Genomic DNA, 7,945 nt, shown 5'->3' on the forward strand with positions numbered 1-7,945 from the left:
GCGCCCGCGGGCCGCCGGGCCCTGGCCGTCCCCGGCGACCTGTCCGACCTCGGCCTCGCCGCCGGCCTGCCGGGCCGCGCGGTCGAGGCCTTCGGTCGGCTCGACGTCGTCGTCAACAACGTCGGCAGCGCCACCATCAGGCCCTTCACCGCGCTCACGCCTGACGACCTCGTGGACGCCTTCCGCTTCAACGTGGGCATCGCGCACGCCGTCACCGGCTCCGCCGTCCCGCACCTGCTGGAGGCGCCGGGGAACGGCGGCGCCGTCGTCAACATCACCTCGACGGTGGGGCGCGTGGGCGGCCGGGGCTGGCTGGCGTACGGCACCGCCAAGGGCGCCCTGGCGCAGTACACCCGGCTCGCCGCGCGAGACCTGGCGCCGCGCATCCGGGTGAACGCCGTGACGCCGGGGGCGGTGGCGACCGCGGTGCTGGAGCCGGTGCTCGCCGACGACGCGATGCGCGACCGGCTGGAGCAGGCGACCCCGATGCGGCGGGTGGGCGTGCCCGGCGACATCGCCGCGGCCGTCCGCTACCTCGCCTCCCCCGCAGCCTCGTACGTGACCGGCAAGGTCTTCGAGATCGACGGCGGGATCGACGCCCCCAACGTCGACTTCGGCATGCCCGACGTCTGAGCCACGCCCGATCCCCGAACGCGAAAGGCCCGACATGAACGCGACGCCGCTGAGCGACCAGGCCAAGGCCATGCTCCGTGAGCCCTACTTCGCCTGGGCGACCGTCATCCGGCCCGACGGCTCGCCCCACTGCACGATCGTCTGCGTGGACGTGGACGGCGACGAGGTCGTCTTCACGACCGCGGTCGGCCGGGTCAAGGAGCGCATCCTGCGCACCGACGGCCGGGTGGCCGTGAGCGTGCTGGACCCCGCGGTCCCGTTCCACTCCCTCACCGTGTCCGGCACGGGGCGCATCGAGGAGAAGGGCGCCGAGGAGATGACCGACCGGATCGCCCGCAAGTACTGGGGCGCGCCCGACTACGCGCACCGGAGCAGCGACGAGCGGCGCGTCACGGTGCGCGTCACTCCGGAGCACGTCATCTACTCCGATGCCGGAGGCGGTGGCCGGCCGTGACCGGCGCGCCCGTGAACGACCCGCGCACGAGGCTGCCCTCGCTGACCGGGATGCGGATCCTGGCGGCGCTCCTGGTGTTCTTCTGCCACGCCACCTTCCAGGCGTTCTACGGCGACCGGGGACCGGCGCCGTCCCTGGAGGGGCCCGCCACGGCGGCGGGCTGGCTCGGCGTGGCCTTCTTCTTCGTGCTGAGCGGCTTCGTCCTGACCTGGTCGGCGCGTCCCGGCGACGCGGCGCGCGACTTCTGGCGCCGCCGCTTCGTCAAGATCTACCCCAACCACCTGGTCACGTGGACCGCCGTGCTGCTGCTGGCGTTCCTGCCGGGCCAGGCCGCGGCCGACCGCGCCACCTGGGGCAAGACGCTGCCGAGCCTGCTGCTCGTGCACGCCTGGGTGCCGGACGCCGACGTGATGAACGCGCTGCACATCCCCAGCTGGTCGCTGAGCTGCGAGCTGCTGTTCTACCTGTGCTTCCCGCTGGTGATCCGGGCGGTCCGGGCGATCAGGCCGGACCGGCTCTGGGCCTGCGCGGCGGGCCTGGTGGCGCTGGTCGTCCTGGTTCCGGCTCTCGCGCAGTGGCTCCTTCCCGGCACCCCGAAGATGCCGTGGTTCCCGATGTCGGTCTGGGACTACTGGGCGGTGTACTCGCTGCCTCCCGTCCGCCTTCTGGAGTTCACGCTGGGCGTGGTCATGGCCCGCATCGTGCTCTCGGGCCGCTGGGTCGGCCTGGGGCTCGGCCCGGCGTTCTGCCTGCTGGCCGCCGGTGTCGCCCTCCAGGTGAAGCTGGTGCCCTCCCCCTGGGCGATGGTCGCCCCGACGGTGGCGCCGCTCGCCCTGGTCATCGCGGCCGCGGCCGACCGCGACTCGCGCGGGCGCCCCTCCCTTCTGGCCGCCCCGGTCATGGTCTGGCTGGGAGAGATCTCGTTCGCCCTGTACCTGGTGCACCTCCCCGTGCTCACCTACGGCCGTCTCGTCCTGGGCGGCGGCTGGAGCGCGCCCGCCGCGTTCGGCGTCGAGGCGGGCCTGCTCGGTGTCGCGCTGGCACTGGCCGCCGCGCTCCACACGTGGGTGGAGCGGCCCGCGATGCGCCGCTGGAGCCGGCGGCGCCCGGGACGGGCGGCGCCCACCCCCCGTCCCGTGACGGAGCCGAGCTGACTCCGGGGCCGCCCGCACCGGCCCGGCCGCCGGTCGCGACGCCGCGAACGCCGGTCATGCTGTCGCGAACCGGGCGGCGACGAAGCCGACGAGGTCGTTCGCCTCGGGCTCCCCCACGGTGATCCGGGCCCCGCGGCCGGCATAGCCGTTGACCCTGACGCCGTGCTCGGCGCACATCTGGACGAAACGGTCGGTCCGCCTGCCGAGCGGCAGCCACAGGAAGTTCGCCCCGCTCGTGGGCACGTCCCAGCCCTGCCCCCGCAGCAGCCGCAGCAGCCGGTCGCGCTCCTTCACCAGGGCGGCGATGCGCCGGCGCAGCTCGAACTGGTTGCGCAGCGCGGACAGCGCGGCCTTCTGCGCGACCGCGCTCACGCCGAACGGCAGCGCCGTCCGGCGGACCGCGCCGATCACCCGCGGTTGCGCGATCATGAAGCCGACCCGCAGCCCGGCCAGGCCGTACGCCTTGGAGAACGTGCGGATCACCGCGACGTTCGGGTGCTCGCGGTACAGCCGCACCCCGTCCGGCGCGGCCGGCTCGCCGACGAACTCCCGGTACTCCTCGTCGATCACCACCAGCACGTCCGGCGGGACCCGCCTGAGGAAGGTCTGGAGCGCGTGCCGGTGCACGGTCGTCCCGGTGAGGTCGCTCGGGTTGCCGACGAACACCACCCGGGTCCGTTCGGTGACCGCCCCGGCCAGCGCCCCGAGGTCCTGGTGCGCGCCGTCCAGCGGCACGCCCTCCAGCCGCGCCCCGGCGACCTGGATCGGGCCGGGGTAGCGCTCGGTCGACGGCCAGGAGCAGACGACCTCGTCGCCGTGCCGCACGGCGGCGAGCAGCACCTGCTGGATGATCGCGGTGGCGCCGGCCCCGACCGCGATGTGCGGCGCGGGGACGGAGAGCTGGTCGGAGAGCGCCTCGACGAGCTCGGAGCAGCCGTCGTCGGGGTATCGGTTGACGTCGGACATCGCTCTCCTCGCCATCGCGAGCACGCTGTCCGGGGGTGGGAAGGGGGCCTCGTTGAGGTCGGCGCGGTAGCCCCGGCCGTCGTTCTGCACCGCCGCGTGCACGGCGAGTTCCAGCAGGTCGTCCCTGAGCCGCGGACGCGTCTCCGCCATCAGTACCTCCAGGGTCGCAGGGCGGACCCCGAGCCTCTGGGCGGGCGGGCGGACACCCGCCCGCCCGGCCCCGCCGGGCGGCCCACGGGGCCGGCCGCCCGCCGCACCGGAGCGGCCTCGCGCCGGAACGGCCTCGCGCCGTCCGCGGCCGCCCGGGCCCGGGTGGTCACCGGGACGGTGCCGCTAGCCCCTGTGCTCGGGCGTGCGGATCAGGAGCACGGCGAGGACCGCTCCGGCGAAGGCCACCGCGGCCACCACGAGGAAGAGCAGGTTCAGGCCGTTGACGATCCCGTGCTCGGCCGCGTCGATGACCGGCTTGCGCAGCGCGGCGGGCAGGTGGGCGGCCACCGCCTTGATCTGGCCGGCGGACGCGGCCCCGGCGATGTCGTGGACCGGCAGGTGCCTGCCCGCCAGGTCGTCGGACATCGTGTCGGTGACCTGGCGGCCGAGGATCGCGCCGTACACGGCGATCCCCATCGCCATGGCGGTCTGGCTGACGGTGTTGTTGACGCCCGCGGCCATGCCGAGGCGCGGCCCGTCGGCCACCTCCATGGACAGCGACCCGATCGCCGGGAGCGCCATGCCGAGGCCGAAGCCCGCGATGACCATGCCGGGGGCGAGATGCGTCCACGAGGAGTCGAGCGTCAGTCCGTGCATGACGACGAGGCCGGTGCCGACGAGCACCAGCCCGAGGGTCGGCAGCACCCAGGCCGGGAGCCGGTCCATGAACGCGCCCGCCGCGGGCCCCGAGAGCAGGATCGGGATGTTGACCGCGAGGAAGCACAGGCCGGTCTTGAAGGCCGAGTAGCCGAGCTGGTTCTGGAAGTAGAGCGAGAGGTACAGCAGCAGGGCGAAGAAGCTGCCGTGCGTGGCGACCGTGGCGAGCTGCGTGCCGCTGAACGAGCGGCTGCGGAACAGCGACAGGTCCAGCATCGGCTCCCGGTGCACCCACTCGATGATCAGGAAGACCGCCATGAAGACGGCGGCGCCGGCGAACATCGCGATGACGCGGTCGCTGGACCATCCCCAGTCCTCGCCGCGCAGCAGCGCGACCATGAGGAGCATCAGCGACGCGGTGAGCGTGAGCAGGCCGCCGGCGTCGAGGCTCTTGCCCTTGCGCAGCTCCTCGTGCCGGGGCAGCTTCACCCAGGCGATGACCAGGGTGACGGCCGCGAACGGGATGTTGATGTAGAAGACCCAGCGCCAGTCGATGCCGGCCACGAGCGCGCCGCCGAGGAGCGGGCCGAGCGCGACGGCGACGCCCGCCGCGGCGCCGCGGACGCCGAAGGCGAGGCCGCGCATCTGCCCGTGGTAGATCTGCGCGACGAGCGCGAGCGTGGTGGCGAACATGACGGCGCCCGCCAGCCCCTGCACCGCCCGGGACCAGATGAGCATGTCGGGGGTGGTGGACACGGCGCAGGCCAGCGACGCCAGGCCGAACGCGGCGACGCCGATCAGGAACATCCGGCGGCGGCCGACGCGGTCGCCGAGGGATCCGGCGGTCAGCTGGAACACCGCCATGGCGAGGGTGAAGGAGTTCACGACCCACTGCAGGTCGGTGAGGTTCGCCTTCAGGTCGCGCTGGATGTCCGGGAGCGCCACGGTGACGATCGTGGCGCTCATCATGAGCATGGAGACGGCGGTGACGATCGCGACGAGCGGCCACCACCCGGCTTCTTCCCTGTCATCCCCCGTACGGCCGCCGAAGACGTCCGAGACGGGCCTCTGCGCAGTCATCGGATCCGTGACCCTTCCTGACTCGACGAGTTCCCTATCATTGCTAGGTGCAGCCTAGCATCGGTAGGGGGTCCTATCAATGCTAGAGTGAATTCATCCGACCGACGCGAACTCCGGGGGTCCGATGCCAGACCGCCCCAACCGCGCCAAGCTGCGGTTGCGCCCCAACCCCGAGGGGCTGTGGAACGAGGAGAAGGGCCCCGATCCGCGCCTCAGCCGGAGCGAGATCGTCGAGGCCGCCCTCGAACTGCTGGAGAAGGACGGTTTCGAGGCGTTCAGCATGCGCGGCCTCGCGACCGCGCTGAACATCAAGTCGCCCTCGCTCTACTGGCACTTCCGGAGCAAGGACGAGCTGTTCAACCTGGTCGTGGACGCCGTGCTCGGCGAGTGCCGGCTGCCCGCCGCCGACGAGGGCGACTGGGCCGAGCGGCTGACGAGCGTGGCCCGCGAGATCCGCCGCGTGCTGCTGGCCCACCCGGCGGCGACCCGGCTGCTGACCGGCCGGGTGCCGCTCGGGCCGAACTGGCTGCGGCTGGCCGAGTACGTGATCGGCACGCTGCGCCGGGCGGGCTTCGACGACAGGCTCACCAACATCTGCTACCTGGTGCTGCTGTACTACGCGGTCGGCTTCGTGACCCAGGAGATCTCGTTCGGCACCGGCGCGGAGGCCCGCGAACGGCTCGACCAGATGCAGGAGTTCGTGCAGCACCTGCCGCCGGAGCAGTACCCGAACCTCATCGCCGTCACCGCCGGCTTCAACGAGCGCGGCCTCGAGGACCGCTTCGAGATCGGGCTGAGCGGCGTCATCGGCGGGTTCCGCGCCGAGCTGGCGAAGGCCGCCGGGCCGGCCTGACCGGCCCGCCGCGCCAGGGCGCTCACCATGGCACGGGGCCCTCGTCTCCGAAGAAGGAGCCCGTCGGCCCGTCGTCGGGCAGCGTCGCGGCGGTGACCGCGGCCCGCGCACCCTCCGCCGGCGTGCGCACGCCCCGGCCCGCCCCCATGGCCGCGATCAGGTCGGACGCCATGTCGGTGTCGCAGAAACCCGGATTGACGGAGTTCACCTTGATCGGCGTCTCCGCGAGCTCCTTGGCGTAGGCCACGGTCACCGCGTTGAGCGCGGCCTTGGAGGAGTTGTAGGCCAGCAGGTTGACCCGCGAGACCGGTGACGCCCGGTCGCTCATGACCGCGAGCGACCCCAGGCGGCTGGAGACGTTGACGATGCGCCCCGCCTCCGAGCGGCGCAGCAGCGGCAGCATCGCGTCGGTCACCGCGATCACCCCCACCACGTTCGTCTCGTAGGTCCGGCGCACCATGTCGAGCGGAACCCGGCCGGGGCGCAGGTTCCAGTCCAGAATGGCGATCCCGGCGTTGTTGACCAGTGCGTCGAGACGGCCGTGCTCGCGCTCTATTCGCTCCGCGGCGCGCTTCAGCCCGGCGGCGTCGGTGACGTCGACGAGCACATGTCCGGCGTCCACCCCTTCCGCCCGCAGCGCCGCGGCCGCCTTCCGGCCGCGCTCCTCATTTCGCGCGCCCACGAGCACCTTCTGGCCGCCGAGCCCGCCGAGCTGCCGCGCGACCTCGAAACCGATTCCCTTGTTGGCCCCGGTGATGAGAGATATTCGCATGCCACCACACTGGCCCCGATCCAGGGCGAAGGAAAGAGCCGTCCAGCGGCTCCCGATCATTTCCTTAGAGCTTCTCGACTGCCGTGACCGACCATACAGAAGGAGTGAAATCGGAAGGCACCCACACCCGTTCGGACTCCGAAAGGACCATGGAATGGACTCGCCGAATCAGGAAACCGCGGACCTGGAATTCGTGATGGGGGTGGCCGGCGGCTTCTGGCGGTCGCGGGCGCTGTTCAGCGGGGTGGAGCTGGGCCTGTTCACCATGCTGGCCACCGGGCCCGCCACCCTCGAGGAGATCACCGGGAAGCTCGGCCTGCACGCGCGGGCGGCGGCGGACTTCCTGGACGCCCTGACGGCCCTGGGCCTGCTGGAGCGCCGGGACGGCCGGTACGCCAACGCGCCGGCCGCCGCCCGCCTCCTCGACCAGAACGGCGGGGGCTACGTCGGCGGCTTCCTCACCTTCATGGGGCGCGCGCTCTACCCGGCGTGGGGCCGCCTCACCGACCTGCTGAAGTCCGGGTCGCTGCAGGAGGGCTTCGACTCGTTCGGCGAGTTCTACCGCGACCTGGACCGCGTCCGGGGCTTCATGAACGCGATGGACAGCGCCTCCGCGGTCGTCACCGCCTACCTGGTCGAGCGGGTCGACTGGGGCGGGCACCGGGACGTGGTCGACCTCGGCGGCGCGCGCGGCAACCTCGCCGGCTCGCTCGCCCGCGCGCACCGGCACCTGAGGACCGCCTGCTTCGACATGCCGCCGCTACGGCCCCTGTTCGACGAGCACATGGCGGCCCTCGGAACCGCCGACCGCACCACCTTCCACGGCGGCGACTTCCTCACCGACGCGCTTCCCGAGGCCGACGCCTACATCTTCGGGCACGTGCTGCACGACTGGGACGAGGAGAGCCGCGTCACGCTGGTGACCCGCGCGTTCGAGGCCCTGCGCCCCGGCGGCGAGCTGCTCGTGTACGACGAGCTCATCGACGACGACCGGACGGGGCCCGCGCACTCGCTGCTGATGAGCCTCAACATGAAGCTCGTCCGGTCGGGCGCCGCCGAGTACACCTTCGCGGACGCGAAGCGCTGGCTCGGCGACGCGGGGTACACCGGCGTCACGGTCGAGCGCATCACCGCCACCGAGCGCCTCGTCCGCGCCCGCAAGCCGGCCGCCGCCTGACCGGTGTCCCCCTCCGGCCGGAGGTCCCGGGTCCCCGCCGGCCCGGGAC

8 protein-coding genes are annotated in these 7,945 nt (G+C 72.8%); 5 read left to right on the forward strand and 3 right to left on the reverse strand.

Annotation, left to right across the window (positions count from 1 at the left end):
• From ABZ914_RS41745 to ABZ914_RS41755, 3 genes are all read left to right on the forward strand, one after another.
• Window positions 1-633, forward strand: a 633-nt coding sequence (locus ABZ914_RS41745; protein WP_500200223.1) for an SDR family oxidoreductase, incomplete at its 5' end; no start/stop codon positions are given.
• A gap of 34 nt (window positions 634-667) precedes the next feature.
• Window positions 668-1,087: a PPOX class F420-dependent oxidoreductase gene (locus ABZ914_RS41750; RefSeq protein WP_190855270.1), complete on the forward strand. Its 420-nt coding sequence runs from the start codon at window positions 668-670 to the stop codon at window positions 1,085-1,087.
• Complete coding sequence (locus ABZ914_RS41755; protein ID WP_500200224.1) at window positions 1,084-2,241, forward strand: acyltransferase family protein; 1,158 nt, start codon at window positions 1,084-1,086, stop codon at window positions 2,239-2,241. Before ABZ914_RS41750 ends, ABZ914_RS41755 begins: the two co-directional genes overlap by 4 nt.
• A gap of 54 nt (window positions 2,242-2,295) precedes the next feature.
• Here the strand turns inward: ABZ914_RS41755 and ABZ914_RS41760 are convergent, their stop codons facing one another.
• Window positions 2,296-3,357 (reverse strand): histidinol-phosphate transaminase, encoded by a 1,062-nt coding sequence (locus tag ABZ914_RS41760; RefSeq protein WP_500200225.1) that lies wholly within the window; start codon window positions 3,355-3,357, stop codon window positions 2,296-2,298.
• Window positions 3,358-3,540: 183 nt separating this feature from the next.
• Window positions 3,541-5,094, reverse strand: coding sequence for an MFS transporter (locus ABZ914_RS41765; RefSeq protein WP_500200227.1), 1,554 nt, complete (start codon window positions 5,092-5,094; stop codon window positions 3,541-3,543).
• A 124-nt stretch (window positions 5,095-5,218) separates the two neighbouring features.
• Here ABZ914_RS41765 and ABZ914_RS41770 point away from each other — a divergent pair, with 124 nt between their 5' ends.
• On the forward strand, window positions 5,219-5,947 hold the full coding sequence (locus ABZ914_RS41770; RefSeq protein ID WP_190855264.1) for a TetR/AcrR family transcriptional regulator: 729 nt from the start codon (window positions 5,219-5,221) through the stop codon (window positions 5,945-5,947).
• 22 nt (window positions 5,948-5,969) lie between these two features.
• Here ABZ914_RS41770 and ABZ914_RS41775 read toward each other — a convergent pair whose 3' ends face one another.
• The gene (locus ABZ914_RS41775) at window positions 5,970-6,719 is read right to left on the reverse strand and encodes an SDR family oxidoreductase (RefSeq protein WP_500200228.1); all 750 of its coding nucleotides are present in this window, start codon (window positions 6,717-6,719) and stop codon (window positions 5,970-5,972) included.
• 154 nt (window positions 6,720-6,873) lie between these two features.
• Here ABZ914_RS41775 and ABZ914_RS41780 point away from each other — a divergent pair, with 154 nt between their 5' ends.
• Window positions 6,874-7,896: a methyltransferase gene (locus tag ABZ914_RS41780; RefSeq protein WP_500200230.1), complete on the forward strand. Its 1,023-nt coding sequence runs from the start codon at window positions 6,874-6,876 to the stop codon at window positions 7,894-7,896.
• Window positions 7,897-7,945 lie beyond the last annotated feature (49 nt).

The sequence above is a fragment of the Spirillospora sp. NPDC046719 genome (assembly GCF_040645715.1).
Classification (GTDB): domain Bacteria; phylum Actinomycetota; class Actinomycetes; order Streptosporangiales; family Streptosporangiaceae; genus Spirillospora.

What these genes read in the sequence shown, in the direction of transcription:
- ABZ914_RS41750 (WP_190855270.1), top strand. Translation starts at nt 668, where the DNA reads ATGAACGCGACGCCGCTGAGCGACCAGGCCAAGGCCATGCTCCGTGAG.
- ABZ914_RS41760 (WP_500200225.1), bottom strand. Translation starts at nt 3,357, where the DNA reads ATGGCGGAGACGCGTCCGCGGCTCAGGGACGACCTGCTGGAACTCGCC.
- ABZ914_RS41765 (WP_500200227.1), bottom strand. Translation starts at nt 5,094, where the DNA reads ATGACTGCGCAGAGGCCCGTCTCGGACGTCTTCGGCGGCCGTACGGGG.
- ABZ914_RS41770 (WP_190855264.1), top strand. Translation starts at nt 5,219, where the DNA reads ATGCCAGACCGCCCCAACCGCGCCAAGCTGCGGTTGCGCCCCAACCCC.
- ABZ914_RS41775 (WP_500200228.1), bottom strand. Translation starts at nt 6,719, where the DNA reads ATGCGAATATCTCTCATCACCGGGGCCAACAAGGGAATCGGTTTCGAG.
- ABZ914_RS41780 (WP_500200230.1), top strand. Translation starts at nt 6,874, where the DNA reads ATGGACTCGCCGAATCAGGAAACCGCGGACCTGGAATTCGTGATGGGG.